We start from the raw sequence: 26,422 nt of genomic DNA, 5'->3' as shown, positions 1-26,422 counted from the left end.
ATTAAAATCCTAATGAGTAAAGTGGGTTAAAAAAACAGGATTTCTATCCAAATATAAGCAGTTAAAGCTAAACCAATTAATACTGCCGCTGAGCCCATGTCTTTGGCGCGGCCAGCTAATTCATGGAATTCACTTCCAACTCTATCTACTACGGCTTCAATAGCAGAGTTAATGATTTCAAATATGATCACTAATATCACAGGTGAAATTAATAGAATACGTTCTATTTGAGACACTTCTAAAGTAAATGCAGTAGGGATCAAAATGATGGCCAATAAAACCTCTTGGCGAAAAGCAGCTTCATGTTTAAAAGCGCTTTTAATGCCTTTTATTGAATAACCGAAGGCCAAAAATATTCGTTTTAATCCGGTGTTTTTTTGCATTTACCGATAATCTCATGTGCGTTGATTTAAGCCGACACTTTAGCAAATAGACATCGTTTGGTCATCAATTAGCTGCCTATTGATAGTAATGATTTGTTAGTTATCGCAGAACTACTTGCAACGCCTATACGCTCTAGTGTGGTATGTTAAACTCGTACCATAAAGTATCAAAGTAATAATGGAAAAAGGAAAGTATGTGTTAGCTAAAGGCTCATTTTGGTCACGGATGGTTAGTCGATTTTGGGTAAAGAGTGTGGTTGTGCCACAAAATCCCTTAGTAGAATTAAAATTAGATCTATCTCGCCCTATCATTTACGTGTTAGATCAAAATAGTGCCAATGACTTATTAGCATTACAAAAAGCATGTCGTGAACTGGCTTTACCTGATCCTTACCTACCTTTACAAGTGCATGATACAAGGCTGTCCGCGGTTATTTATTTACATGATTGGTATCTTTTTATAAAGAAGCCATTACAACAAGAACAATCCACTTATTTGCAACAATATCAACAGTTATCAGACCTACATCAACAATACGCTGACCTTGATGTACAACTAGTCCCGGTTACTTTTTTCTGGGGGAGAAACCCTGGAGTACAAAATCCACGACAAGCATTTTCTGGTAATAGTAATATCAGCTGTTTGCAAAAGGCATGGTCAATTATAACTGCTGGAAATGATCACCTAATACGCTTTAATGCGCCTATTTCGGTTAAAATGTTATTAGGGAAAAATAACAACTCGAAGCAACAGGCTTATAAATTGGCGCGCGTAGCACTTCATTATTTTACTATTCAACACCGCTCTAGCCGAGGGCCTCAAATTCCTAACCGTAAAAAAATGATTAACCAGGTTGTTGCTAGTGAGAAAATGCAGCAAATAATTAAACAACAGAGTATTGAAAGTGGTGAGTCCGAAGCGGTTGTCAGTAAAAAGTGCCATGCTTATTTGGAAGAAATTAGCAGTAACTTTTCCTATCGTTTTTTGCGTGTTTTCCGATTTATTTTAAGTAAAGTTTGGAATGGTATCTATCAAGGTATTGAAGTTAATCACGCCCAAGCAGTACGAGAGGCAACACAAAGCGGTGCTGAAATTATTTATATGCCTTGTCATCGTAGTCATATGGATTATTTATTACTTTCTTATTTGTTATATGGTGAAGGGTTAGTACCTCCGCACGTTGCAGCGGGAGTGAATCTTAACTTTTTTCCTGCTGGTGGTATTTTTAGACGCTCTGGCGCTTTCTTTTTACGCCGTAGTTTCAAAGATAACCCACTCTACGGTAAGGTATTTAAAGCATATTTTGCTATGCTGTTTAAGCAAGGTTATCCCATTGAATTTTTTACAGAAGGTGGACGCAGTAGAACAGGGCGTTTATTGCCTGCTAAAACGGGGTTGCTTGCGATGAGTGTGCAGACCTTTTTAGATCAACCTGAACGAAATGTAATGATAGTGCCAGTATATATAGGTTATGACCATATCATGGAAGTGAGCACTTACATGAAAGAACTTTCTGGCCAGAAAAAAGAAAAGGAAAATGCGTGGCAAGTGTTAGGGATTTTCAAAAAGCTACAAAATTTCGGACGTGCTTTTGTTAATTTCGGTGAGCCGATTAATCTCAAACAATATTTTGACCAACAGCAACCTAATTGGCGAGAACAAATTTTATCTGAACAGGCGTTGCAACGGCAAATTAATCATCTTGCTGATAATGTGATGCAGGGGATCAATCAAGTAACGGCGGTTAATGCGTTACCTTTATGCGCTGCTATTTTACTATCAAGTGTTAATCATCAATTAGGTAAGCAGCGAATGCTGACGCTGTTGCGATTGCATCAGCAGTTATTAGCAAGTATCTCCGACAATGCGGGGATTACTTATCCAACACAGTCGCCTGAATTAATTTACCAACAGGCATTAGCGATGAATAAGTTTTCTGAATCTAATCATGTTGTGAGTTGTGACCACCAACAAAGTACGCATTTAACGTATTACCGTAATACAGTGGTACATGTATTTACGTTACCGTCATTACTCAGTTATGCCTTAATAAAGCTAAGTAATGAAAGCACCGAAAATGCTGGAATAAATGTTGTTCAAGTTACTGGCTTAGTTGCTAAGTTATTAGGTTTTGTTGAAGCGGAATATTTTTTAAAAGCTACATCGGGAATCTTTGAAAAAAGAGTCATAGATTTATTAGTTGAATTTAAAGCTGCGAACTTAATTCGGTTTGACGGTAATATAATAACCTTGAGTAATGTGTCATTCTTACAAGTTTTAAGTGCACATTTAAACGAAACAAGACTACGTTATCATTGTGTATTAAGCTTATTATCTGAAAAGTTTACACAAACTAATGAAGAGTTAATTATCGCAACTAAAGATAAGTTAATTGGAAAAAGCATTGAGCCTTTTGATGAAAAAGTCATTAAGGTGTTTATTAAACAACTCGATAGACATAATCTAACGCTCCCACAAGTTGAAGAATTACTGGCTTGCTTATCTGCTAAAGAGTAGGAATAAATATGTTATTAGATGGAAAAGGGTTGGTTGAATCATTTCGCTCTCAAGTTAACGAAGTTGAATGTGAAACTGTTAACCAGCATTTACAAAATAATCAGCCTTTGTTGTTTATTGATATCAGAGAACCAGAAGAAACTGCGGCTGGTTACGCAATGGGAAGTCAACTAGTCCCGCGTGGTGTGTTAGAAATGCAGTTGAGTAATTTACCTCTTTACCAATCATTAATTAAACACGTTTCCTGTGCTGAACAATTGCCTATTTATTTACTTTGTCGTTCTGGTGCTCGAAGTATTTTAGCAGCGGCCTCTTTACAACAAATGGGTTATCAAAAAGTGTATTCAGTGAACGGTGGTTTTATCGCTTGGCAATCACAAGGTTTATTAATTGAAAGTGAATAAACCCTATTTTATCTTAAATAAATCTGTTTTTTTTGAAGAAGAAATTAAAAAAAGTCGATTTTTAACTTTTATCAGTCCAGCTAAAGGAAAAATAGCTGCAATGAAGTTTCTTGCAGAAATGAAAATCTTACATAAAGACGCAGGTCACCATTGTTGGGCTTACATAGGTGGCAGCCCTAATGATAGTGTTAATATGGGCTGTAGTGATGATGGCGAGCCAAAAGGTACCGCTGGAAAGCCTATGTTAGCTGTATTACAAGGCACTAACGTTGGTGAAATGGTCGCAGTTGTGATCAGATATTCGGGTGGTATTAAATTAGGTACTGGAGGTTTAGTGCGCGCCTATAGTAATGGTTTACAACAATTATGTCCTACTATGCCAACATCCGAAAAACGTTTTTTTGAACGATTTGAGTTACAATGTTCGTATTCTCAAATGGCAACCTTAGAACATCTACTCGAATCAAATTCAGGACGAATTATTAATGCTAGTTATGAGCAATCAGTGATGGTGTTAATAGAAGTAGATAGTGAGCAGGTCGATATTTTTAAGCAAAAATTACAATCATTGATGCAGGGACAAGTCATTGCAAAGAAAATTAATACGTCAGCCGTTGAGCTGGATTAACTAGTGGCTATTCGCTCTATTATCAGGATCGTTGCGATGCTGATTGGGTTATTTAGTTTAACTATGTTGCCTCCTGTATTTATTGCATACATTTACCAAGATGGTGGCGGTAATGATTTTTTGGCCGCTTTTTTTGTTACTTTAATCATTGGTTTTTTCTTTTGGATTCCCAATCGACGCCATAAAAGCGAATTAAAAGCCCGAGAAGGCTTTTTAATTGTGGTACTTTTTTGGGCTACGCTAGGTAGCGTCGGTGCAATTCCCTTTTTAATGAGTTCTAGTGTTGATATGAATTTGGCTACGGCTTTTTTTGAGTCATTTTCAGGTTTAACCACTACCGGTGCAACGACCATTGCTGAGCTTAATGACTTACCTAAATCTATTCTTTTTTATCGCCAAATGCTGCAATGGTTCGGTGGTATGGGGATCATTGTATTAGCCGTCGCTGTGTTACCGATGTTAGGGATTGGTGGCATGCAGCTGTATCGTGCAGAAACACCTGGGCCTGTTAAAGACTCTAAAATGACGCCTCGAATAGCAGAAACAGCAAAAGCGCTATGGTATGTTTATTTATGCTTAACAGTGGCTTGTATGTTAGCTTTTTGGCTTGCAGGAATGAGTTTATTTGATGCGCTTGGGCATAGCTTCTCAACCGTATCAATTGGTGGATTCTCAACTTATGATGCAAGTATGGGACACTTTGATAGTGAAATTATTAATATCATTACCGTGGTTTTCTTAATCATTTCAGGTATTAATTACGCGCTACATTTTACCGCTTTCTCAGCTAAAAAATTCAGTTTGGAAGTTTACCGAAGAGATCCTGAAGTACGTGCGTTTATCTTTATTCAAGTATTGTTAACTGCGATCTGTTTTCTGGTACTGATAGATAATGATGTTTATAACTCCATTGAAACTACCTTTTCACACGCTATGTTTCAAGCTGTTTCTATTGCGACAACGGCAGGTTTTACCACTACTTCATTTTCAGATTGGCCTTTGTTTTTACCTGTATTACTTATCTTTGCTAGTTTTATTGGAGGTTGTGCAGGGTCAACAGGGGGCGGTTTAAAAGTGATTCGAGTCCTATTGCTTAATTTACAAGGGCAACGTGAGCTAAAACGTTTGGTTCACCCTAAAGCTGTTTATAAAATAAAATTAGGCAATAAAGCCTTACCTGACAGAGTAGTTGAAGCAGTTTGGGGATTCTTTTCTACCTATGCTTTAGTGTTTATTGTTTGTATGCTGGCCTTGTTAATGACGGGTATGGATGAACTGAGTGCTTTCTCCTCGGTCGTTGCCATGTTAAATAACCTTGGCCCTGGTCTTGGTGAGGTCGCTTTACACTTTAATGATGTCAGTGATGCGTCTAAATGGGTGATGATTATTGCCATGTTATTTGGACGATTAGAAGTCTTTACCTTATTGGTGTTATTCACACCTGTATTTTGGAAAAATTAAATTATGCCTATTGAAACTAAATCTAACGACACTATAACTGGTGAAGTTGTGCCTAACGAAGCAACGCCTAACGAAACCATTTCTAAGAATACGTTGATCTTATATTCTTCTGTTGATGGGCAAACTTTAAAAATTATCAATCATATCAAACAATCTATTCTTGGTGATGTGACGGTATTAAATATCGATGATAATCCACAGATTGATTTCTCTTTGTATCAAAAAGTATTAGTGGGAGCTTCTATTCGTTACGGTAATTATCGACCGAATATCCTCAAGTTTGTCAATCAACATAAACAACAGTTAGATTCAATATCGAATGCTTTTTTTGTGGTTTGTTTGACCGCTCGTAAGCCAGAAAAAGCGATTCCTGAAAATAATGCTTATATGAAAAAGTTTGATCAATTATCCGAGTGGCAGCCACAGCTAAAAGGCGTGTTTGCAGGTGCGTTACTGTATTCTCGTTATAATTGGTGGCAAACACTGTTAATTCAACTGATTATGAAGATGACAGGCGGTAGCACTGATAAGACACAAGATTTAGAATTAACTGATTGGCAGAAAGTGGATATATTTAGTAAGGAATTTAGTGCACTATAGTATGTGCTAAATCAGAAAATTTAGGCTGAAATATTTATGCCGCTGATTTACAATGCATACCCTTTTATCCGCTTAGACTATCAATAGGTTGCTATATTTTGACCCAGAGTATGACAAGTACTGCACATAACATTTTATTTGATGTGTTTGGTTACAAGCAATTTCGTGATGGTCAAGAAACAGTGATTAACGAACTTATTGCTGGTCGCGATGCATTAGTTGTAATGCCAACAGGTGGCGGCAAAAGTCTCTGTTTTCAAATTCCTGCTTTAGTAAGAGAAGGGATTTGTATTGTTGTTTCCCCTTTAATTTCTTTAATGAAAGATCAGGTCGATACCCTAAGAGCCTGTGGTGTAGCTGCTGCTTATCTTAATTCTAGTTTGTCTTACCAAGAACAAAATGACATTATCAATTCGTTACACCGTGGCCAGTTAAAACTATTATATGTTGCGCCTGAGCGTTTATTACGACCTGATTTTATTGGTCGTTTACAGCACCTCCCTATTAATTTATTTGCCATAGACGAAGCGCATTGTATATCTTCATGGGGCCATGATTTTAGACCAGAATATGCACAACTAGGCAATCTTAAAGAGTACTTCCCAGATATACCGTTAGTCGCATTAACCGCAACAGCAGATCACGCAACGCAACAAGATATTTTGCAGCGTTTAAAGCTTCAGGATCCGTTAATAGAAATTCGTAGCTTTGACCGTCCTAATATCGAATATTTATTGATTGAAAAATATCGCCCATTAACACAACTCTTTAATTATCTAGACCAACATAAAGACGAAAGTGGCATCATCTATTGTACCAGCCGTAAGCGTACGGAAGAGATAGCCGGTAAGCTTGCTGCTAAAGGCCTTAACTCACGCTGTTATCATGCTGGTTTACCGTTAGAAGAGCGTCAAAACGTACAAGACTTATTTATTAAAGATGAAGTTGAAATTGTGGTAGCGACTGTCGCCTTTGGGATGGGAATCGATAAACCTAATGTGCGTTTTGTTGTGCACTATGAAATTCCTAAAAATATAGAGTCTTATTATCAAGAAACAGGTAGAGCAGGACGTGATGGATTACCTGCGCAGGCGATGTTATTTTACGATCCAGCTGATCCTGCCCGTATTAGAAGCTTATTAGAAAAGAATCCAAATCAAGAACAACTGCGTATCGAGTTGCATAAACTGAATACCATGGTTGCCTTTGCAGAAGCGCAGACTTGTCGTCGTCGAGTTGTATTAAATTACTTTGGTGAATACAGCCCTAAAGCCTGTGGTAACTGTGATATCTGCTTAGATCCACCACAAAGTTATGATGCGACGATAGACGCTCAAAAAATTCTTTCTTGTGTTTACCGTACAGGGCAATACTTTGGGATCACACATGTGGTTGAAGTATTACGTGGTGCTCAAACGGCCCGTGTCAAAAGCCTTGGTCATGATCAGCTATCGACTTTTGGGATAGGTAAAGATAAATCAACAGAACACTGGTTTAGTATCGCTAGGCAATTAATTCACTGTGGATTGTTAATGCAAAACTTAACACGTGGTTCTGCGTTACAGTTAACAGAAGCAGCACGTACTGTTTTAAAGTCTGAAAATAGCTTAATGTTAGCGGTACCAAGACTACAATTAGTAAAAACGACTGCGAAACAAAAACGTCGTAGCGTTTCTGCCAATGCAGACAGTAAGTTGTTTGCAAGATTACGTCATTTACGCAAACAAATAGCAGATCACGAAAATTTACCTCCTTACGTTATTTTTAGTGACGTATCTTTATCGGAGATGAGTGAGTTAATGCCTACCAATGATTCTCAGTTTCTTTCAATCACAGGTGTTGGCCATATTAAGTTAGATAAATATGGCGAAGCGTTTCTCTCTGAAATTAAACAATACGTTGATACTTTATAAAAGGTATTCTTGTTTAAGTTTAAGTTTAAGTTTAAGTTTAAGTTTAAATTAATATTATTTTTAAATTAACTGACTCTCAATTTCTTTAAATCGCAGGTGTTGGCTATATTAAGTTAGATAAATATGGCGAAGCGTTTATCTCTGAAGTTAAACATTTTATAAGTTTATTTTTATATTTTGCTTAAAAAACGCATTAATTCAGTTAACTTGCTTAAGTTAATAACAGGCTCTGGCATTTTGTTCGATTTAATTTCTTGCCAATTATTTTTATCCTCAGCGATGCTGAATGAAAAAGGATAATAGTCTGTTAAACCAATACGCAGATCGGTAGCAATCAACTGATCATTCTGCTCTGTAAACCTCAATAACCCACCACTAAACCACTCCAAACGTTGTAATTCTGCTGAATCGAAGCCATTGATTAGTGACCTTCCTGTCTCGTAGGTTTGCCATGATAAAGGTTGGTCATTTAATGCTGTTGTAAAGCTTACATAATAAGTATCGTCATGGTAGCTAAGTACCTGCCAAACCCGCGTATTAAATGGTGTTGGTGCAATGAATAAGTGACCATTTTTTGCAATAGGATCGTGTGTTAATTTTTGTTGAATATTCCAAAATTGTACTTGGCCAAGTATTAAATATGTACAACTGAATGCTAACATTATTCGGTTTATTTTTTGCCACTTTAATGTTTTCTCGCGAAACCATAAACCGATGACTGCAAACATTAATGGTAATGTATAAAGAGGATCAATAATGAATATACTAGACCAAGAAGTAGGTTGAATATCCAACGGCCATAACAATTGCGTACCGTAGGTGGTGAAAGCGTCTAAAAGAGGGTGGGTGATTAAAGGTAAAAAGATAACTAAAAATAATGATTTTTTATGTGCGGATAATGCAGGCTTAAAATATAAAATAAGCCAATATAAAAATACACTAAAAAGACTTAAAACCAACAATGAGTGGCTGAAACCGCGATGTAGAGTAAAATCTTCAATCGCGGTTTGATAAGTCAGTAGTACATCTAAATCAGGCAAGGTACCTAATAATGCACCTGTAATTAACACTTTACGTCCAAAAGGTTTGATACCAACAGCACCAGAAACGCTTGCGCCTAAAACTATTTGAGTTAAGGAGTCCATACTTGCTCTTGTCTATTTATCGTAAACTCCAGTGTAATATAATGAGCGCTAATCACCAATCAGTCGAAGTGGAATGATTGATATTGTTTTCTATTTATTATTTTTAACTCTTGTTTAAAGCCGTTATTACTTAAAGTCATTTAAACGTTTTAATATCGCTTCAAATACACTTGGCGATATTTTCTTTTCAATTTGACTGAGTTTATTATGTTTAAAAGTTTCACTTAAAAATACGCATAAGTAAGTAAGAGGTGCGTGAGCAAATAGATTAGGATTTGCTAAATAATCATTGCCCCTATGGTTCATCCAAGCTGCATTATCTTCTTGGTCCATAAAATGGTTATGCATAACGGTGCTTTGTAGTTTTTCTAATAATTGATGGTAACTGAAATTATCATGTTTAAAATCGCCTTGGTAAGATGCGATTAGGTTGATTGTTGTTTGTTTAGGTAGGCTGTTAAGTTGATGTATATTACTCATTTTCGAATCCTCTATAGGTTTGAATTTAAATAATGTCCTTTGTTATTTCTATCTCTAAAAATCACTAGATGATTACCCCAATAAATGTAGGTCGTTTTTCGAGCAATTCTTAGTCTCTTAAATTAACACATAATAGTGACGTAATTGTTACTCAACTCTAGAGTTTTGATCATTTCTTACTTAATACTAAGATCATTGGAGTTTATTTAACCTCAATTCTAGTTAATGAAAGCAGAATTATATTTAAAATCATAAGATACTATTTTTTACTAGTCAGTGCCGTTAGTTTTGCGTAGTTCAAGGCGAATTATTGAAGCAATAACGGGTTATTGATAGATAATTTAACGCAGAAATCTACGGAAATAGCGGTGTTGTATCGCTTTGCTTATCCAGAACTGAGGTTATACCAATCACACTAATTAAGTTATCTATTTTACTTGTTAAAATAACTTATTTCTTCGTTGCAAATTTCGTAAAGGGAACAACCTATGTGGACTCCCCTGTGTCAACAACAAAATTAGTAACTAAGAATAAAGCACTCACTTATGTACGAGCTCTCATTGAGTAGCTAACTCAGGCTCTCTGATATTTACGCGCACAAGTAATCACATCTATTAAGCGAGATCAAAGTCTCTTGGTTGTTCACTGATTTTACTTGCTGATTTTTTCTTAGTTATTGCTTTTATTGTTTGAACTTCTTTACGCAGAAAAATAATTCTACTATTTCGTCAATTCCTTTGTGAACATCGCATATTTTCTTACTGGCTTTTATCTTAGTTATTCTTTTATTCTTTTATTGTTTGAACGTTTTTACACGGCAAGTAATTCCGCTTTGTAATCAGTTCCTTTAGTCATCATCGCATACGCCGTACGTACATTTTTGTTGGCAAGTGCAACTGCAGCACAACGTATGCCACGTCGAGATACTAACTCTTGTATCCAACGTTCTTTTTTTGTTTTTGCGTCTCTTTTAACTATCATTCTAATCGCAGCCATAGACCCAACTACCAATTGACTTCTGAGTATGCTGTTTTTTACATACTTCCCAACTGAGCCCAGCTTAGTTTTTCCTCCGGAAGAATGCTGTATTGGTGTTAACCCTATACACGCCGCTGCATCTTTGCCCTTAGCAAAAACACCTATCTCACTACAGCCTAATGCGATGTATAAATTAACTGCATTAATGACACCAACACCTTCTAATTTTAAAAGTTTCTTACATTCAGGATGCTCATTAATCGCCTTTATGAGTGATTCGTCATAGGTTGCAACAGACTGGCATATCATTAAGTAGTGATCCCATGCTGCTTTCAGTGAAGCACGAAGTGCCCATGAAAATTCATTCTCAGCATTTTCTAATACTTTCAATAGCGCCTCTTAATCCACCTAACTTTGGGGAGCAGCGAATATAAATTCCAGTAGTAGCGCTCCTAACTGATTGCTCAAGGCTGTTTTCTGCTTTGTTGCTAAGTCGCGTAATCGCATAATTGATTGTAATTGTTGCTGCTCAATACTTTTTCCAGAAATAAAAGTTATATCGGGTACAAATGATGCTTGTACGATTGCAAGCGCATCATTAGCATCTGTTTTTTGTTTCTTTCTAATTGAAGACACAAACTTCGGACAAATTAATTTTGCATCGTAGCCTAATGATAATGCGACCTGGTTCCAGTAGTTCGATGTACTGCAAGCCTCAAAGATAATAGTGGTAGGTTTGGTATTGATTAACCAAAGAGCAAACGCCTGATATGTCATTTCAGTATTAGAAAGCACTTTATTTCTTGCATAAATACAAACTTGGATAACATCTTTTGCTAAATCAACACCAATTCTAGTATTATTCATTTATTGGACTCCATTTAATATTTTTGTGTGGTAACAATGATATTAGCCTACACGTTGGTAATGGTGTAGGGGAGTCCAATTATCTATTTAGCTCAATTTTCGCCTTGAACTAACTCATTTTTCCTGCGCAAAATTTAGATCACTTATTTAATGTAATCGGTATTATTTAGATTGAAGTGTTGGATCTATAGATTTGGGTAAACGCTTAATAATATACGTTTATGCCAAAAGAGTTAATAAGGTGATCATTCTTACTGGTTAAAATCCCGCCTAACTGCGTTGTGAGTTTTGAAGTGAGAACAACTATCTCCTACAACTCACGCCTTATTAGTGTTAATTTTTCCTGCGCAATCTCTGATCACTTATTTAATTCCATTTGTATTAGCTGTAGATAGTGAGGGTGTTTAGGTGGTTAACAAGTCGAGAAGTGATAAAAATGACATAATAAAAACATGCTCGACTGAATATTATAGTGAGTTATTCAGTCGAGATTAGATTTTTTATTAAATTGAATTAGTTTAATGAGTCAGCAAGTTGGTAAGTCAAAGAATGCTTTTTATTACTGACAATTAACGTTTCATTATCAATCATAACATTTGCCCAGTTGCTTAAAACTTCACTTACGTCCATTTCAACACTGTTCTTCAATTCATCACACATTTTGCGTGTATTGGCCATTTTTTCTATTCGTAATTGGTTATCTACAAACTTAGCTTCACCAAAAAAACTATTACAACTCAAATTTCCTGATGTTTTATTATCCGCTTCGATTTTTAATGTGCTTTTAATGACGGTTGCTAGTTGGATATTATCAACATGAGTTAACTTCCAATTATGTTGCAGCTGAGACAGATTTACTTTTTGAGGAATAATTTGAGTTTCAGCGGTGCAAGCACCTAGTATTATGGTGCTCAACATCAACATCATAATTTTAACGGTTTTCATAGTGATCTAATCCATTGGGTATACGTTTAATATCTTAACAATACCGAATAAACTTGTTCTTTTACAATACTTTAAAGCATTTAGTACAAATTTAATCGGAATCTATTATTTTTTGCTGCTTCGTTTTACAGTTTTAACGCCAGTTAATTTCTTAATTTGACGCATAATGCGAGACAAGTGTATGCGATTTATGACCGTTAATGTCACATTAATCGAGTAGATCTGATTTGTCACGGCTGTTGTCTGTAAATCCAGCACATTCGCGTTACTTTTTGCTATTACATTAAACATTTTTGCTAATCCGGCTTTATGATTAACCATTTGAATAATCAAATCACTTGAATATTCATATTGATTCATAAAGTTCATGTCCCATTCGACCGCAATATACTTACCAAGTTCATTTTCAAAACCAATTACATTGTGACAACTTTTAACATGTACGACTAAACCCTTACCTGTACTAGTGTGAGCAACAATTTGATCGCCAGGTAATGGCTTACAACAGTTCGCATAAGAAAGCATAATATCTTCAGCTCCCTTAATGGCACTTTGTCTTATTTGTTGTTTTTGGTGCGATTCAGTTAACTCACCGGCATTACCGCGCAAACGTCTTGCGATAATAATGCTCAATAATTTACCGCTACCGATTTCATGTAATAGATGATTGAATCCATCCAAATGATGATCAGCAATGACCTTATCGATATTTTCTTGTGGAATATCTGTTAGATTCGTAGCATTTAAGGCTTGTTTTAATAAACGTCGACCCATTGGAATAGTGGCTGTTTGCGGTAATTGCTTAAGATAATTACGTATACTATTTCTGGCTCTATGGGTTGCTGCAAAATTTAACCATTCAGGGCTTGGGTTAGGCTCTTTAGCCGTGATGATTTCAATAGTTTGCCCGCTTTCTAGTTTTTGGCTTAATAATGAATATTCGTTATCAACTTTCGCGCCAATACAATGATGACCTATATTCGTGTGCAATGTATAAGCAAAATCAACGGGTGTCGCGAAGGCAGGTAATACGATAATTTTACCCTGAGGTGTTAATACGTGAATGTCATTTTTACCTAACTCTTGTTTAATGTTTTCTAATAAAACAATTGAGTTAGTACTGCTATCTTCTTGTTCTGTTAATCCCTGGAACCAATTACGTGTTTGTAACTGTGCTGAAATATTAGAGCTCTGCTTACCTTCTTTGTAACTCCAATGCGCAGCGATACCGTGTTTTGCTACTGCATCCATATCTTCAGTACGGATCTGGATCTCAATATTAACACCTTGATGAGTGATCAAAGTGGTGTGTAATGACTGGTAACTATTTGTTTTTGGTAATGCGATATAGTCTTCGAAATATTCTAATTTAGGTTGGTACAGGTGATGCACTTGGCCTAATACGCGATAACAAGTATCTAAATCTTTTACAATAATACGAAATGCATAAACATCCATTACATCATGGAATTGGCATCCTTTTTTACGCATTTTTTTGTATAAGCTATACAGGTGTTTTTCACGACCAATCACTTTTGCGTCAATGGATATTGAAGTTAATTGCTCTGATATTTCATCGCAAATACTTTCTATAAAATCTTTTCTATTGCCGCGTGCTTTGGTAATCGCTTCTTTAAGTACATGATAACGAGCTGAGTTTTGTGCTTTAAATGCTAATTCTTCAAGTTCATTTTTTAAGTAATGTAATCCAAGACGATTGGCAATGGGCGTAAATATTTCAAAGGTTTCTTGTGCAATACGTTGACGCTTATCTAAACGTAATGAGTCAAGCGTTCGCATGTTGTGCATACGATCGGCAAGTTTGATCAACATAACGCGGAAGTCTTTAGACATTGCGATAAGCATTTTTCGAATATTTTCAGCTTGTGCTTGTTCGCGATTTTCAAAATTGAATTTATCAAGTTTGGTCACACCTTCCACGAGTTGTGCAACATTGTCATTGAAAGCGTCGGCTAATTCTTGATGGGTGGTATCAGTATCTTCTAAAACATCGTGCATTAGAGCAGCTGAAATGGCTTCATAGTCTAGTTTCATGCCTGCGAGAATTTCAGCGACAGCCACTGGGTGAGTAATATAAGGTTCACCACTTGCTCTTTTCACACCATCATGTGCCGCATATGCATAATGATATGCGCGTTCGACAAAAGCACATTGATCTTCTGTCATATAGGTTTGAATAGATGCTTTTAGTGTTTGAAACATGAATATTACTTTCCTTATTTTATCGATACTTTTATAGCATAATCGCTGTGTAGCGAGTTTCAAAGTATTTACTACTATAAAAGCAACAAATAGCTTTTAATCGTCATTGGACCACTGTTTTAAACGTTTTATTTCTGTTGGCCATAATGTTTCATCGGTTGTTTCCAATATTAATGGAATGCCATCAAAACGTGGATCTTTCATTAAAAATTCAAAGCAATCCCAACCAATTTCACCTGCACCTAAAGGCGCATGTCGATCAACTCGACTGGCAAAAGGCACCTTACTGTCATTAATATGCATAGCGCGTAAATATTCAAATCCAACAATATCAGAGTAGGCTTTAAAGGTCGCTTCTGTTGCATTAGCCCCACGTAAATCATAGCCTGAAACGAAGGTATGACAAGTGTCGATACATACGCCAACACGTTGTTTATCATCAATTTGTTCAATAATCATCGCGAGATGCTCAAAACGGTAACCTAAGTTGGTACCTTGCCCTGCTGTATTCTCAATAACAGCAGAGACTGATGTTGTTTGTTGCAATGCTAAATTAATAGATTCTGCAATGCGTTTTAAACAATCTTGTTCTGTGATCTTTTTTAAGTGACTGCCAGGGTGGAAGTTTAGTAGGGATAATCCTAATTGTTCACAACGTTGCATTTCATCTAAAAAGGCAAGACGAGATTTTTGTAATGCTTCTTCTTCTGGGTGGCCTAAATTAATCAGATAAGAGTCATGTGGTAAAATATTTTTTGTATCAATTTTGTAACGCATACAAGCCGCTTTAAATTTGCGAATAGTATTTTCATCGAGCGCTTTTGCTTCCCATCGTCGTTGATTTTTAGTAAATAATGCAAAGGCATTTGCCCCAATGTCATAGGCATTTTTCGGTGCATTAAAAACACCGCCTGCTGCACTTACATGGGCTCCAATATACTTCATTATTCATCATCTCAAATCCAAGGGGATCATCAGTATATCTAAAGCTCACCCTAGGTCAAACCGTTTAATTAGGATAATCAGATATTTAATAGGTGAGTTATTCTAGTGAGTTAAAAATAGAACGAATGTGTATGTAGATTGGTCTTATTATGTAGCCATACAATGAAAATTAACTGTTCTTCTTAGGTAATTATTTTTTTATTGTTATATCTTCTTTAATACGTTGAGTTTTAATTTCAATCTTTTGTTGCCTTTCAGTTGGTGCAGCAGAAGAATCAGGCGTTGTCTGTTGTACTTCTTTAGTGACTACTTTAGGGATAGGTGCTTTTGGTACGGCTATTTTTTTAGAGAGACTATTGAAGTTTTCAATGGGCTCTATAATAGTATTTTTTAATAACCCATCAGTACCATTATTGTGAGGAACTGGAGTTGTTGTTTTTTGTTCTGCTGACTTTGATTTTATTATTTTGCTACTTTCAGTGCCGCTTGAATTAGCATTGCTTGAATTAGCATTGCTTGAAAGCGTTATCAAAAGCAATAATATGCTTATAAAATACGTCATATCGTTAGCTCTATAGGGGATAATAAGCAGACCATAATGAAAAAATAGTAGGAACACAAGAAAACAGGCTTTTTAGTGTGTTTGTTAATGTTTGTTAATGTTTGTTAATGTTAGTTATATAGGAAGTTATGATGGCTTGTGAGTTTTGCGTAGGTACTTTTTTTAAAGAGAAACTAGGCCGCTGTCAACAATGCATGGGCATTAACCTATTCTTGTTGCTTGGTGGTTTAGCTATTTATTTAAGCTTTAATATAAGCACTTGGTTAGCAGTGCAGCAAGTTACTTTAATTCTATTTATATGGGTTACTGGTCTTTTGATGATGATGCATTTAATGGCCTGGTGTTTTTACTATTTTAAAAAGACTTAATATCTTAAGTCTTTTATTATTTTAGTGATTTAAGGTGCTGCTTCAATCACTTTGGAGAGAATGACAGCGCTCAACCTTCAACCTTCAACCTTCAACCATCAACTCTAAGAGCTAAAATAAGTAAATCGTCTTAAGGTAAGTAAACACAACCTAAAATAGCATCTCTATTGGCACCTGTTACTGCTTTTAAAGGAACTGTTTTTTCTAAAATTCTTTGTTCTGCTAACCAAGCAAATGCAACGGCTTCAACATACATCGGGTTAATGGCTAATGCCTCGGTAGTTTGTATTATGTGATTTGGCATTAAGTCATTCAGACGCTGCATGAGTAATGGGTTTAGAGCACCACCACCACATACGTAAACATCACATGCATCGCTTTGCTGCTTTATTTGATCGCAAATAGTAACCGCAGTAAATTCTAGTAAAGTACGTTGAACATCCTCTGTAATAAGGTCGTGAGTCATTAATTTTTGCGCTAACCACGTTAAATTAAATTTTTCTCTACCAGTACTTTTAGGCGCCTTTAAAGCAAAGTAAGGATCGTCTAATAAGCTAGTTAACAAATCTAGATTTACTGTGCCTGCTGTTGCAAACCAGGCACTTTTATCAAAAGGTTGTTGATGGTGTAAATTAATCCAGGCATCCATTAGCATGTTACCTGGGCCGGTATCATAACCAAAAGCCTGCTCTAATCCATCTAATATGCTAATGTTGGCTATACCGCCAATATTCAAAATTACCCTTTGAGTACTGTGTTTTGCAAATAAAGCTTGGTGGAATGCAGGCACTAAAGGTGCACCTTGACCACCATAAGCCATATCCATTCTTCTAAAATCTGCAACGCAAGCTATCTGTGTTTTCGCTGCAATTAAGTTCGCATCACCGATCTGTTGTGTGAACGGATATTGTGTCTCAGGTGAGTGATAAATAGTTTGTCCGTGACTACCAATTGCAGTGACTTCACTTGCCTTGATATTCTCATTTTTTAATAGGTCATTGACAGCTTGCGCACAAGCTAATGCAAATTGATGGTCTATTTCACCTAAAGTTTGCAGAGTAACTTTTTTTTCATTACAAATAGTTAATAGCTGTTGGCGAAGTGATGGTGCTAAGTCGATTGCTACCCCTGCTTTTTGCACGAACCCAAGTTCATTGCGCTGACACAAGGCGACATCAATGGCATCTAAACTCGTACCAGACATTAAACCGATATAATATGGTTTAGTATTAACAGGTCTATTACCTAGGTGTGATAAAGGTTTAAATGACACGAGAAAACTGCTGTTGGCGAGCTTGTTTACGTAAATAAACATCAAAGCACATGCAAATATTACGAATCAATAGTTTTCCTGTTAATAACACTTGTACTTTGTTGCTATCAATTGTCACTAATTGGTCCTCAATAAAAGGGGTTAATAAGTTAATGTCTTCAGCAAAGTATTGATCAAAATTTAAGTCGAATTGCTGTTCAATATCTTTTTTATTTAATGTGAAATTACAGATTAATTGTTTAATCACTTCGCGGCGAATTAAATCATCTTTATTTAATGCTACGCCACGCCATTGTGCATGACCTAATTCTTCAACTTGTTGATAATAATCGCTGAGTTTTTTCTGGTTTTGAGAATAACAATGACCGACTTGGCTGATCGCTGAAACACCTAACCCTAATAAATCTGCATCTTGCTGGGTCGTGTAACCTTGGAAATTCCGATGTAAAACACCTTGCTGCTGAGCTAATGCCAATTCATCGTTTGGTTTTGCAAAATGATCCATACCAATAAATTGATAACCTGATTCCGTTAAAAATTCGATAGTATGTTGTAACATTGCTAACTTTTCAGCGGGTTTTGCCATGTCATCTTCATTAATTTTGCGTTGTGCTGCGAATAAGCTCGGCATATGAGCATAATTGAAAATAGACAAACGTGCAGGATCGAGTGCTAACACCTTCTCTAATGTAAAGGCAAAACTTTCTTTTGTTTGTAATGGCAAGCCATAAATCATATCTAGATTAGTCGAATGAAAGCCTTGCTCTTTTGCGCGTGTTAAAAGTTGTTTAATAAAGTCTTCATCTTGTTCGCGATTAACCGCTTTTTGTACATCTTTATTAAAATCTTGTACGCCTAAGCTCAGACGATTAAAGCCTTCTTTTGCTAAGTGGTCAATCGTACTTAATTCTATTTCACGGGGGTCAACTTCAATACTTAATTCTGCTTGCTCAGAAAAATTAAAATGAGTACGCAATAGGGTCATCAAACGTGTTATTTGTGGAGGCAATAAGAAAGTAGGTGTTCCACCTCCCCAATGCAATTGGCTAACGGTACGGTCTTTAAAATGAACCGCTTGTTGTTCTATCTCTTTTTCTAAAAAATCTAGGTACTTATCAGCTTTTTCCTGATGGCGAGTAATCACTTTATTACACCCACAGAAATAACAAAGTTTATGACAAAAAGGGATATGAATATAGAGAGATAAAGGGCGGTCTGGATAGGTGTGCGTCGCTGTGAGCAAATCACTATGTTGAAAGCTTTCCGCAAACTCTAATGCGGTTGGGTATGAAGTGTAACGTGGGCCACTGTAATTATATTTTTCAATTAAGGCCTGATCCCAAACAAGCTTCTGCATTCTAGACTCTCTTTATTTTATTGGTGTGAAATGCGATGGTAGCATTTCGATTATTACTCTTTATTGCGCTAAATCAGCCATTATGGGGTTAGCATGCATGAAAAGTGCATGCTATCCATATTTATAATGCGTAATAATATAACCAATACAATAACGCATGATTAGATAGTAAATTCTGCTAGCAGAGCACTTTCTTTAATTATTTTTTCTTCCATTTCGGCTTCGAATACTTCACGTTTTATATCTAGTATTTTAATCTCTTTCACAGGTCTAGCTTTGCGCTCTTCATGTGTAGGCATATCTTTTACTTTTTCAAACATAGCTGTTAAAGCAGGGTAAGTACCTGCTATATCGATAGCTTCTTTAAGTTGTAATGTCTCTAATAACACGGTCAAACGAATCGCAGCTTCCGATACATTGCATTGCTTTTGCATGGTTGCTTTGGCAATAAAACGAATACTTTCAACGATATTATTATTTCTATCTTGAATTTTTTGTTGTTTTATTTGCTCTTGAGCTTTCTCAATTTGTAATGCTTGTGCTTTTTGCATTTTAATTTTATTGATCAACATTCCTGCGTAAAACGCGAGAGCAAGTATTATGACAACTGCTGAAATTGCTAATATCGTATCCATATTCATATTTATAACCTATTTATAACTTATCTAAATTCGTCCAATGCTGAGCTTGCATCTTCAAACTGCTGTAATAAATCTTCTTCACCTTCTTCATCAATCCAACCTAGTTGTTTCATTAATTCTTGATGGCGTTTCATTTGTTTATCTGCCCAGATTTGATCATCTTTTGATAATGGTTGATCCATCTCTGCTTGCTCTAACAAGTCATTTAAACGCTCATCATTCTCAATATTAGCCAGTTCTTTCTCAGGTGATAGTTTTAGTACTGCTTTTGGTTGAACTTCACTTGTTTGAATTGAAGCTGGTTGAGCTAAAGCACTTTTAATGACTTTCGCTTTTGGCTGCATATTGATTTTAGGTTTAACAGCTTCTTGAGGTTTGTCGTTTGCTGTTAATGCAATTGGCTTTTTACTACCGTGACGCTTGTCATTTGTAGCTTGGCGTTGATTTTTTTGTGCAGTTTGCTTTGACTCAACCGCGTTACGATTACCTGCTTTGTTACCCTTTAATTTATCTTTACGTTTTTTATCACGTGCTTCTTGTGCTTGTGATGACGTTTCTTTTCTTTGACCGTCAAATTTAGGTTCTGAGTTACCAGCAGTACGGCTTTTTTTAGTACGAGACATTATTTATTTACCTTTTGTATCCATGGCTATCGATAGCATTGATGGACATTAATAATAGCGGTGTATTTACACCATAATTTGGGATGTTAATGTTGCGCAGAATAACAGGTTTATATGCCCGTTAGCAATCAAGCTGATTTATTCAATCATTAATCTTTTGAAGCATAAAATTATCTAGGGATAGCTTAATAATTAAGAAACCAGGCGCTGAGTGGCGGTAATACTTTTTAAAAGAGGAAGTTAGCGTAAATAAAAAAGGCACACCGTATCAGGCATGCCTTTCTTTGCTCAATTAATCGTTAATGATTAATGTAACGCTGAAATGTACTTAGATAGTAAATCGATATCTTCATCAGTTAACTTACCAGATATATCAGACATCATACCATTTGGAGAGTTATGACGTAGAGTATCGCGGAAGCCGATAAGTTGAGATTTAATATAAGCAGGGTGTTGACCTGATATTTTAGGGAATTTAGCTAATGCTAAGCCGTTACCACGAGGGCCATGACATGCAGTACAACCTGGGATAGCGCGCTCTTTATCGCCACCCATGTAAAAATTCTTACCTGCTTTTGCTACTTCTTCTGAAACCGTTTCTGGCGTACTTGTTTGTGAAGCATAATAAGCGGCTAAATCTTCCATATCTTGTTCTGAAAGTGCTGCTACCATACCTAACATAATTGCATTTTCACGTTCACCACTTTTAAACTCTTGTAATTGTTTTACAAGGTAAGATGAATGTTGACCTGCTAATTTTGGATATAGATCTGATGGGCTGTTACCGTCAGGGCCATGACAAGCTGCACACACCGCCGATTTAGTTTTCCCTGCATCTATGTCGCCCTGTGCCTGAGCGATATTCATAAAGCTCAATGCGGCGATTATTGCTACTAATAATTTATTCATAACTATCCAATCTAATTCTTAAAGTTGTTATTTTAGGGGGGCTACATGTTACAATATACGTAAATAAAGCTTGTGTAGTTTACACAGGTTTTCAGAAAAATAACAATTTTGCTACGCAAACATATGAGGCATATCGTGGAATTTCCAAAAATACATTTTCAAAAAGCGCATTTTTTAATTAGTGCACCAGATATTCGCCATCTAGATAAGCATTTGCCAGTAGAAAGTGGTATTGAAGTTGCCTTTGCTGGACGATCTAATGCGGGTAAATCAAGTGCGTTAAATCGCCTTACTCGTCAAAAAAGTTTAGCGAGAACGAGTAAAACTCCGGGCCGTACTCAGCTAATCAATGTGTTTGAAGTGGAAGAAGGGAAAAGACTAATCGATTTACCTGGTTATGGCTTTGCAAAAGTACCGTTAGCAATGAAATTGAAATGGCAAAAGTCATTAGGTGAATATTTACAAGAGCGAGAGTCATTAAAAGGACTTGTTGTTTTAATGGATATTCGTCACCCATTTAAAGATCTCGACCAACAGCTTATTTTTTGGGCTATTGATGCGAACATTCCTGTTTTAGCGTTATTAACAAAAGCGGATAAATTAAAGCAAGGTGCACGTAAAGCGACTTTGTTGCAAATGCGTGAAGAAGCGGAAAACTTTGAAGGTGATGTACAAGTTGAATTGTTCTCATCTTTAAAAGGATTCGGTGTGGATATATTAGAACGAAAAATAGCGCAATGGTATGGAGAGCACGATTTATTAGATGCTGAAATAACAGAAGAAAGCACAATATTAGATACAACAGAAGCTAACGAGTAGTCATTTACTAATTAATTTCAGTTTGATTGCTTAAATACTACAGAGCTAATAGTAAGCTGTAGTGTTTAAGCTTTAATACCCACTCTTTAATTTACTCGCCCTTTTACTTATTAATAACATTTCACACTTATGAATTCATGCAGGCACGATATGGCATTTTCATAATAAAGTGTGCTCCTTTTGCTTCTGCAATATATTCAATATCACCTTTAAATAACTGGCTGACAATATTGTAAACAATATGCGTCCCTAATCCGCTACCGCCAGATCCTTTTTTAGAAGTAACAAAGGGGTCAAATATGCGGTCTGAAACATCTTCTGAAACACCGCGACCTGTATCTTGATAATCAATCACAAGGGTTTCACCTTGTAATTCAATATCGATAAATATATTACGATCGCCATCCCAGTCGTGAAAACCATGAATAATAGAATTAATGATCAGGTTTGAATAAATTTGAACAAAACTACCAGGGAAACTATAGATAGATAAGTCATTAGGGCAAACAATTTCAACACGAGTATTACTTTGTTTTATTTTATGTTTTAAGGAAGTGACAACTTGCTCGACATTTTCTTTCACATTAAAGGAATAACAAGATTCAGAAGATTGATCAACGGCAACTTGTTTAAAGCTACTAATTAAATCTGCTGCTCTTTTTAAGTTATGGTTGAGTAGTTTACTTGATTCAGTAAAGTGGCAAATAAAACTATCTAAATGTGAACGTGAAAGATGATTTTCTAATAATTCTTGTTTTAAGATTGAAATCTCTTCCTGTAATGAGGAAGCGGCCGTGACACTAATGCCAATGGGAGTATTAATCTCATGTGCAACACCTGCCACCAAACTTCCTAATGATGCCATTTTCTTAGATTCAACTAAGGTTTGTTGAGTTCGTTTCAGTTGCTCAACGGTCTGCACCATTTGTGTGTTACTTGCCGTTAACGCGGCAGTTCTTTTTGATACTTTTTCTTCAAGTTGATCATTGAGTAATAAAATTTCCTGTTCAACTTGTTTTTGTGGCGTAATGTCATGTCCAAAACCAATCAGGTATTTAATATCCATGCCTTCATAGAAAGCAGAGAAGGTCCATAATAAGGTGTTCACTTCACCCATTTGATCATGCATGTTAATTTCAATGCCATAAAGAGGTTCATTATCTGATAGTTTTTCTTGTAATTCTGCTCTGCGATTTTCTAATACAAAAATATCTAACCAATTTTTTTGGTTTAATTCTTCTTGTGAGTAACCAGTAAGAATAACCGCAGCTGGATTGATAGTAGATATTTTAAAGTCAGCATCTAAACAACATATAATAGTACTTGATGAGTTAATGATTGTTGCTGAAAAGTCGCGTTCTTGTTGTAACTCATTTATGGCAATTTCTTTATCTGTTAACTCTGCAACAATACGTTTTTGCATTTTATTGAGCAGATAAACTAATTCATCTAACTCATCACTTGGAGAGGATGTGAGGCGTTTACGCCCATCTAATACTAAGTTTTTATTATGTGAAGAGAGTTTGATATTGCGGGTATACAAAGCAATTTTATTGATATGCCTAATCAGCATGTAATAAATGATGAATAAAATACAGATTGAAACAATCATAATTCTAATCGTTTGATTTATTAAAATCATTAACGACTTATCGATTAATTGCTCATAAACCTGATCTAATGAAGCGGCAACAAATAATGTTCCAACCACTTGCTTCTGGTGGATTAAATCAAATTTCTTGCTGATATCGTATTGGTCTTTGATAATGCCTTGGTGTGAGATGGCAACTTCAGTATTGCCTACTACTTCATAGACTTTGACATATTGCATATAAGGCAATTTCATAATGCCTTTACTTTGAATTTCTATTTGTTCTTTATCAAAATTCCACAGGCTCGTTGCAAGCGGTTCTACAAAGCTAGATTCAACTTGCTCAATACTGGCATCAATTTTGGTCAGATCGTTTTGGTAATCTAATAATAATTGTAACAAGGTGATAATAATTGCGAGAGCAAAACTACAAATCAAAATATAAGAAAGTAAACGAATAGCTAAACTATCTTTGATTTTAAAAGGCTGTAGTTTTATTAACGATTTTATTTTTTTTATCAGCATTGATGTAAATCCATTACCTAATTATATATAGAAACAAGCTTTGTTTTACACACTTTTCAGCTGATTGTCAGTTAGTAAGTCGACTTTATGACTAATTTGACTCTCTAGAAGTAAATATATATGGATTAGTATTAACCCAACACCTTGAATTTTAGCATTTCTAACCGCATATTATTAGTTCCTTCTCAGATAAGATGAATGCTATGACTATAACAAAAGACTCAAGCTTAACAAAAACCGATGGCCTTCCTTTTTTTAGTGATCTCAACATCAGTGAAATTGAGCCCACCGTTAAACAAACGATTGCAGACAATAAAGCACTAATTGAACAAAAATTAGCTGAGCTAGATACTTATACCTGGGATAATTTTGTCGCAGTATTAGACCAAGCAGATGACCATTTAGGCAAGCTATGGTCGCCAATATCACATATGAATGCAGTGGTGAGTAATGATGAGTTACGTGCTGCACATGATGCTTGCATTGGTTTATTTTCAGAATACGGTACCTTTGTAGGGCAACACCAAGGTTTGTACGAAGCGTATTTAAGTATTGCTAACAGTACAGAATTTCCTGAACTAAAAGGTGAGCAACAAAAAGTAATTGAGAATGCATTACGTGACTTTAAGTTAGCGGGTATTGCATTAAGTGACGATAAAAAACAGCGTTACGGTGAAATTAAACAACAACTTTCACAACTACAATCTTCTTTTAGCAACAATGTAATGGATGCCACTATTGCATGGAGCAAATTAGTTACTGATGTAGATACATTAAGTGGTTTACCAAAAACCGCGATAGCAGCAGCAAAACAAGCCGCAGAAGAAAAAGAGTTAGTAGGTTATTTATTCACACTAGATTTCCCAAGCTATTTAGCGGTAATGTCATACGCAGAAAATCGTGAATTGCGTAAAGAAGTGTATACCGCTTTTGCTACACGTGCGTCTGACCAAGGGCCTAATGCTAATGAGTTTGATAACAGTGAGAATATTGAACAAATATTAGCGCTACGCCATGAACTTGCTCAACTATTAGATTTTAATGACTTTGGTGAATACAGTTTGGCTACCAAAATGGCTGAAAAACCATCTCAAGTGATCGAGTTTTTAAGTGAGTTAGCCGATAAGTCGATACTGCAAGCGAGACAAGAACGTGACCAAGTATTGGCTTTTGCAAAGGAAAAAGATGGTATAGATGATTTACAGTCATGGGACTTAAGTTACTATGCAGAGTTATTAAAAACAGCAACGTTACAACATCTCAGATGAACAATTACGTCCTTATTTTCCTGAAAGTAAAGTTGTGTCGGGTTTATTTGATGTTGTACACCGTCTATTTGATTTAAACATCAAAGAGTCTAAAGATGTTGATACTTGGCATAAAGATGCGCGTTTCTTTAAAATCTATAATCGCCAAAAAGAACATATTGGTAGTTTCTACTTAGACTTATATGCGCGTGCCCACAAACGCGGCGGTGCTTGGATGCAAGATTGTCGTTCACACGTCGTCGTCAAGTGGATGGAAGCTTACAATTACCTGTTGCTTACTTAACGTGTAACTTCAATAAACCCGTTGGTGATCAAGAAGCGTTATTTACACATAATGAAGTCGTCACGTTATTCCATGAGTTCGGTCATGGTATTCACCATATGTTAACTAAAGTTGAATCGTCTGGTGTGTCTGGTATTAGCGGCGTACCTTGGGATGCAGTGGAATTACCAAGTCAGTTCTTAGAGAACTGGTGCTGGGAACCTGAAGCATTAGCGTTGATTTCTGGTCATGTTGATACAGGTGATATATTGCCAGCTGACTTACTGAAAAAAATGTTAGAAGCTAAAAACTATAACAGCGCGTTACAAATGATGCGTCAACTTGAGTTTTCACTATTTGATTTCATTTTACATCATGACTACAAGGTCGGTGAAGAAGGTCAAGTACAACGTGTACTCGCTGAAGTGCGCGCTAAAGTTGCAGTGATAGAAGCACCTGAATTTAATCGCTTCCAACATAGCTTTAGCCATATTTTTGCTGGCGGTTATGCCGCGGGTTATTACAGTTATAAATGGGCTGAAGTATTATCTGCAGATGCATTTTCTCGTTTTGAAGAAACGGGCATATTCAATGCAGAAACAGGTCGCTCATTTTTAACTAATATCCTTGAGAAAGGGGGGAGCGAAGCACCAATGACATTATTTAAAGCCTTTATGGGACGCGAGCCATCAATCGATGCGTTATTACGTCACTCAGGTATTAAATAGCGTTAA

The 26,422-nt window shown here is 36.1% G+C and carries 21 protein-coding genes and 2 pseudogenes; 9 read left to right on the top strand and 14 right to left on the bottom strand.

The genetic code is table 11. The features are described 5' to 3' along the window. Window positions 1–26: 26 nt before the first annotated feature. Window positions 27–383 (bottom strand): diacylglycerol kinase, encoded by a 357-nt coding sequence (locus tag GQR59_RS16525; protein ID WP_160064534.1) that lies wholly within the window; start codon window positions 381–383, stop codon window positions 27–29. 196 nt (window positions 384–579) lie between these two features. Between GQR59_RS16525 and plsB the strand changes: the two genes are divergently transcribed. The 6 genes from plsB (at window position 580) to recQ (ending at window position 7,907) form a co-directional block, all read left to right on the top strand. Further along, entirely contained in the window at window positions 580–2,901 is a 2,322-nt protein-coding gene (gene plsB, locus GQR59_RS16520; RefSeq protein ID WP_236546799.1) for a glycerol-3-phosphate 1-O-acyltransferase PlsB, read from the top strand. An 8-nt stretch (window positions 2,902–2,909) separates the two neighbouring features. Beyond that, complete coding sequence (locus GQR59_RS16515; RefSeq protein WP_160064530.1) at window positions 2,910–3,305, top strand: rhodanese-like domain-containing protein; 396 nt, start codon at window positions 2,910–2,912, stop codon at window positions 3,303–3,305. After that, complete coding sequence (locus GQR59_RS16510) at window positions 3,298–3,933, top strand: YigZ family protein (protein ID WP_160065270.1); 636 nt, start codon at window positions 3,298–3,300, stop codon at window positions 3,931–3,933. Before GQR59_RS16515 ends, GQR59_RS16510 begins: the two co-directional genes overlap by 8 nt. A gap of 3 nt (window positions 3,934–3,936) precedes the next feature. Beyond that, entirely contained in the window at window positions 3,937–5,394 is a 1,458-nt protein-coding gene (locus GQR59_RS16505) for a TrkH family potassium uptake protein (RefSeq protein WP_160064528.1), read from the top strand. A gap of 3 nt (window positions 5,395–5,397) precedes the next feature. Beyond that, window positions 5,398–5,994 carry a menaquinone-dependent protoporphyrinogen IX dehydrogenase gene (gene hemG, locus GQR59_RS16500; RefSeq protein WP_160064526.1) on the top strand — a complete coding sequence of 199 codons (597 nt, stop codon included), beginning with the start codon at window positions 5,398–5,400 and terminating at the stop codon, window positions 5,992–5,994. 110 nt (window positions 5,995–6,104) lie between these two features. Then, the gene (recQ, locus tag GQR59_RS16495; protein ID WP_160065268.1) at window positions 6,105–7,907 is read left to right on the top strand and encodes a DNA helicase RecQ; all 1,803 of its coding nucleotides are present in this window, start codon (window positions 6,105–6,107) and stop codon (window positions 7,905–7,907) included. A gap of 170 nt (window positions 7,908–8,077) precedes the next feature. Here the strand turns inward: recQ and GQR59_RS16490 are convergent, their stop codons facing one another. The 7 genes and pseudogenes from GQR59_RS16490 to GQR59_RS16460 form a co-directional block, all read right to left on the bottom strand. After that, a complete protein-coding gene (locus GQR59_RS16490) occupies window positions 8,078–9,052 on the bottom strand; it encodes a metal-dependent hydrolase (protein WP_160064524.1) in 975 nt (324 codons plus the stop codon). A gap of 126 nt (window positions 9,053–9,178) precedes the next feature. Then, window positions 9,179–9,532 carry a hypothetical protein gene (locus GQR59_RS16485; RefSeq protein ID WP_160064522.1) on the bottom strand — a complete coding sequence of 118 codons (354 nt, stop codon included), beginning with the start codon at window positions 9,530–9,532 and terminating at the stop codon, window positions 9,179–9,181. A gap of 810 nt (window positions 9,533–10,342) precedes the next feature. Further along, window positions 10,343–11,377 (bottom strand): annotated as a pseudogene (locus GQR59_RS16480) (IS110 family transposase). Between the two features lie 513 nt (window positions 11,378–11,890). Beyond that, window positions 11,891–12,322, bottom strand: a complete 432-nt coding sequence (locus GQR59_RS16475) for an META domain-containing protein (RefSeq protein WP_160064520.1) — start codon at window positions 12,320–12,322, stop codon at window positions 11,891–11,893. Between the two features lie 105 nt (window positions 12,323–12,427). After that, a complete protein-coding gene (locus tag GQR59_RS16470; RefSeq protein ID WP_160065266.1) occupies window positions 12,428–14,551 on the bottom strand; it encodes a RelA/SpoT family protein in 2,124 nt (707 codons plus the stop codon). Window positions 14,552–14,641: 90 nt separating this feature from the next. Next, a complete protein-coding gene (nfo, locus tag GQR59_RS16465) occupies window positions 14,642–15,490 on the bottom strand; it encodes a deoxyribonuclease IV (protein ID WP_160064518.1) in 849 nt (282 codons plus the stop codon). Between the two features lie 190 nt (window positions 15,491–15,680). After that, on the bottom strand, window positions 15,681–16,052 hold the full coding sequence (locus tag GQR59_RS16460) for a hypothetical protein (RefSeq protein WP_160064516.1): 372 nt from the start codon (window positions 16,050–16,052) through the stop codon (window positions 15,681–15,683). 128 nt (window positions 16,053–16,180) lie between these two features. Here GQR59_RS16460 and GQR59_RS19050 point away from each other — a divergent pair, with 128 nt between their 5' ends. Continuing rightward, entirely contained in the window at window positions 16,181–16,420 is a 240-nt protein-coding gene (locus GQR59_RS19050) for a DUF3624 family protein (RefSeq protein ID WP_442966199.1), read from the top strand. Window positions 16,421–16,550: 130 nt separating this feature from the next. Here the strand turns inward: GQR59_RS19050 and GQR59_RS16450 are convergent, their stop codons facing one another. The 5 genes from GQR59_RS16450 to GQR59_RS16430 all read right to left on the bottom strand — a co-directional run bounded on the left by GQR59_RS16450 (window position 16,551) and on the right by GQR59_RS16430 (window position 21,223). Further along, on the bottom strand, window positions 16,551–17,693 hold the full coding sequence (locus tag GQR59_RS16450; protein WP_236546798.1) for an anhydro-N-acetylmuramic acid kinase: 1,143 nt from the start codon (window positions 17,691–17,693) through the stop codon (window positions 16,551–16,553). Then, window positions 17,683–19,050, bottom strand: coding sequence for an oxygen-independent coproporphyrinogen III oxidase (gene hemN, locus GQR59_RS16445; protein WP_160064510.1), 1,368 nt, complete (start codon window positions 19,048–19,050; stop codon window positions 17,683–17,685). Before hemN ends, GQR59_RS16450 begins: the two co-directional genes overlap by 11 nt. A 161-nt stretch (window positions 19,051–19,211) precedes the next feature. Then, a complete protein-coding gene (locus GQR59_RS16440; protein ID WP_160064508.1) occupies window positions 19,212–19,691 on the bottom strand; it encodes a DUF2489 domain-containing protein in 480 nt (159 codons plus the stop codon). A gap of 20 nt (window positions 19,692–19,711) precedes the next feature. After that, complete coding sequence (yihI, locus tag GQR59_RS16435; protein ID WP_160064506.1) at window positions 19,712–20,314, bottom strand: Der GTPase-activating protein YihI; 603 nt, start codon at window positions 20,312–20,314, stop codon at window positions 19,712–19,714. Between the two features lie 306 nt (window positions 20,315–20,620). Further along, on the bottom strand, window positions 20,621–21,223 hold the full coding sequence (locus tag GQR59_RS16430) for a c-type cytochrome (RefSeq protein ID WP_160064504.1): 603 nt from the start codon (window positions 21,221–21,223) through the stop codon (window positions 20,621–20,623). Window positions 21,224–21,358: 135 nt separating this feature from the next. Between GQR59_RS16430 and yihA the strand changes: the two genes are divergently transcribed. After that, window positions 21,359–22,042 (top strand): ribosome biogenesis GTP-binding protein YihA/YsxC, encoded by a 684-nt coding sequence (gene yihA / locus GQR59_RS16425; RefSeq protein ID WP_160064502.1) that lies wholly within the window; start codon window positions 21,359–21,361, stop codon window positions 22,040–22,042. Window positions 22,043–22,169: 127 nt separating this feature from the next. On the opposite strand, the gene GQR59_RS16420 is transcribed toward yihA, so the two are convergent. Next, on the bottom strand, window positions 22,170–24,158 hold the full coding sequence (locus GQR59_RS16420) for an ATP-binding protein (protein ID WP_160064500.1): 1,989 nt from the start codon (window positions 24,156–24,158) through the stop codon (window positions 22,170–22,172). Window positions 24,159–24,361: 203 nt separating this feature from the next. Between GQR59_RS16420 and prlC the strand changes: the two are divergent. Next, a pseudogene (prlC, locus tag GQR59_RS16415) lies at window positions 24,362–26,416 on the top strand (oligopeptidase A). Window positions 26,417–26,422: the final 6 nt, after the last annotated feature.

The organism is Psychromonas sp. L1A2 (genome assembly GCF_009828855.1).
GTDB lineage: Bacteria > Pseudomonadota > Gammaproteobacteria > Enterobacterales > Psychromonadaceae > Psychromonas.
Note: the sequence above shows the minus strand (reverse complement) of the source record. Positions and strands in the feature narration are given on the sequence as shown.

Bases quoted from the DNA above. Each gene is read 5' to 3' on its own strand.
- GQR59_RS16525 (WP_160064534.1), bottom strand. From the start codon at position 383: ATGCAAAAAAACACCGGATTAAAACGAATATTTTTGGCCTTCGGTTAT.
- GQR59_RS16515 (WP_160064530.1), top strand. From the start codon at position 2,910: ATGTTATTAGATGGAAAAGGGTTGGTTGAATCATTTCGCTCTCAAGTT.
- hemG (WP_160064526.1), top strand. From the start codon at position 5,398: ATGCCTATTGAAACTAAATCTAACGACACTATAACTGGTGAAGTTGTG.
- recQ (WP_160065268.1), top strand. From the start codon at position 6,105: ATGACAAGTACTGCACATAACATTTTATTTGATGTGTTTGGTTACAAG.
- GQR59_RS16490 (WP_160064524.1), bottom strand. From the start codon at position 9,052: ATGGACTCCTTAACTCAAATAGTTTTAGGCGCAAGCGTTTCTGGTGCT.
- GQR59_RS16485 (WP_160064522.1), bottom strand. From the start codon at position 9,532: ATGAGTAATATACATCAACTTAACAGCCTACCTAAACAAACAACAATC.
- GQR59_RS16475 (WP_160064520.1), bottom strand. From the start codon at position 12,322: ATGAAAACCGTTAAAATTATGATGTTGATGTTGAGCACCATAATACTA.
- nfo (WP_160064518.1), bottom strand. From the start codon at position 15,490: ATGAAGTATATTGGAGCCCATGTAAGTGCAGCAGGCGGTGTTTTTAAT.
- GQR59_RS16460 (WP_160064516.1), bottom strand. From the start codon at position 16,052: ATGACGTATTTTATAAGCATATTATTGCTTTTGATAACGCTTTCAAGC.
- GQR59_RS19050 (WP_442966199.1), top strand. From the start codon at position 16,181: ATGATGGCTTGTGAGTTTTGCGTAGGTACTTTTTTTAAAGAGAAACTA.
- hemN (WP_160064510.1), bottom strand. From the start codon at position 19,050: ATGCAGAAGCTTGTTTGGGATCAGGCCTTAATTGAAAAATATAATTAC.
- GQR59_RS16440 (WP_160064508.1), bottom strand. From the start codon at position 19,691: ATGAATATGGATACGATATTAGCAATTTCAGCAGTTGTCATAATACTT.
- yihI (WP_160064506.1), bottom strand. From the start codon at position 20,314: ATGTCTCGTACTAAAAAAAGCCGTACTGCTGGTAACTCAGAACCTAAA.
- GQR59_RS16430 (WP_160064504.1), bottom strand. From the start codon at position 21,223: ATGAATAAATTATTAGTAGCAATAATCGCCGCATTGAGCTTTATGAAT.
- GQR59_RS16420 (WP_160064500.1), bottom strand. From the start codon at position 24,158: ATGCTGATAAAAAAAATAAAATCGTTAATAAAACTACAGCCTTTTAAA.